At 56.0% G+C, this 1,858-nt stretch carries 2 pseudogenes; both read left to right on the top strand.

From position 1 onward, the window contains the following. Positions 1-1,507: pseudogene (locus x551_RS21660) on the top strand (RND transporter); the annotation flags it as partial. Further along, positions 1,477-1,858, top strand: a pseudogene (locus x551_RS27795) (RND transporter); the annotation flags it as partial. The pseudogenes x551_RS21660 and x551_RS27795, both read left to right, overlap by 31 nt.

Genomic DNA, 1,858 nt, shown 5'->3' with positions numbered 1-1,858 from the left:
CGTCAAGGTCTTCAAAGACCACCCGAACTTTGGCAGTCCCCTGACCGTCACGCTGATGGTCAAGCGCACAGATGGCAAGGACGTCTTTCAGGTTGACACGCTGGATAAGGTTTGGCGTCTATCACGCGAGATCGACCTAGCGCCTGGCGTCGACCATGACCAGATCTTGTCGATTGCATCGTCTAAAGCTCGGTACACGGTCGTTACTCCTGACGGGATCTTCTCGAATCCGATCATGGATGAAGAGCCGCCCAAGTCGGATGCAGACTTGGCCGAGATCCGGCGCCGAGTCGGGGAGTCGGCGGCTGCCACTACGTTCCTTGTTTCGTCTGATCACACGGCAACTCTCATCAACGCCACATTCATCGAGAACAACCTCGACTACGGAAAGGCGTTCGATTTCATTCAAGAGATCGTCAAGAAAGAGCAGGACAGCCAGCATGAGATTCACGTCGCCGGCTTTCCGGTAATGACGGGATGGATCTACGCCTTTGGTGAGAACACGGCTGAGATCTTCGGTCTCACGCTGCTCCTCATGTTCGTGATGCTGGCGCTGCACATGCGCAACTTGTCGGGCATCGTTGGTCCGCTGATTGTGAGCTCCGTATCAACGATCTGGGGGTTCGGTCTCGTCGGTTGGCTTGGGCTTCCTGTCGAGCCATTGCTGATGGTCGTGCCGTTGATGCTCATCGCGCGCTGCTTCAGCCATTGCGTGCAGGCTACCGAACGCTACTACGAGTTGCTACACGACGGCTACGAGCAGCGTAGGGCCGCTGAGCTTTCGCTTGTTTCTCTTGTTGCGCCCGGTACTCTGGGGATCTTCACCGATGTGTGCGGTCTACTGCTTGTCGCGCTCGCGCCGATCCCAGCAATGGAGCGCTTCGCACTGTTCACTGGGCTATGGGCTCTGAATCTCGTCCCGTGCAGTGTCTTCTTGACGCCGATTGTTCTGAGTTTGCTGCCTCGACCGAAGAACCTGTCGCACGTCCTCGGCAGCGACGGAAAAAGTGGACCACTTCAGCGTGGCATGCAGAACACGCTGAAAGTTTTTGCTGGCCTGGCTCACGGGAGTGCCGCGCGATACACCGCAGCAGTGTTCATCGCTATCACTGCAGTTTCGATCTACTTCATGCTCCGTATTCCAGTCGGGAACCCGGTGGAAGGGACGAATCTGCTGCGTTACGAGTCAAAGTTCAATGCTGCGGTTCGCGAGATCAATAGAAATTTTCCTGGATCAATGACGATGGAGGTCGTCTTCGAAGGTACGGGTGGCGCCCGTATCGTCCGCCAAACGGGAACCATCACTGCGATGCGCGATCTGCAGCAGTGCTTGGAGGCAAGCCCAAACCCACCTACGGCTACGCTGTCCTTCGCCGATCTCGTGCCAGAGGCGAATCGAGTTTTCAACGGGGGCAACCCAAAGTGGGCGCCTCTCGACAACGAAGACTCAGCTGTGGCTGCTGCTGTCACAGGCTTATGGCTGGAACAAATGCCAAGGCATTCCTGAATGTCTCTGACTTTGAGCAGCGTAACGCGACTGTTTCTCTCTGGTACGCGAACAACAAGCAGCATACGGTAGACAACGCTCTAAAGCAGGCAAACGCATGTGTAGAGAAAATCGGAGCTGAGCATCCAAACTTCCGAGTTCGCTTGGCATCTGGAACGATTGCGCTGCAGCAATCTATTAACGACACGGTGGTGCGCTACGAGTCACGAATCATTGGCGCACTGAATCTTGTCATCCTGATTGGGTGCTCATTGGCCTACCGATCGATTGTCGCTGGATTGCTACTTCTGATCCCCGTAAACCTGGCCAACACCATGCTAACGGCCGCGATGTCGCTCGCAGGGCTCGGCC

Source organism: Methylibium sp. T29 (assembly GCF_000576205.1).
Taxonomy (GTDB): Bacteria; Pseudomonadota; Gammaproteobacteria; order Burkholderiales; family Burkholderiaceae_C; genus Methylibium; species Methylibium petroleiphilum.
The sequence above is the reverse complement of the archived record's forward strand: the minus strand, read 5'-3'. Positions and strand labels throughout refer to the sequence as shown.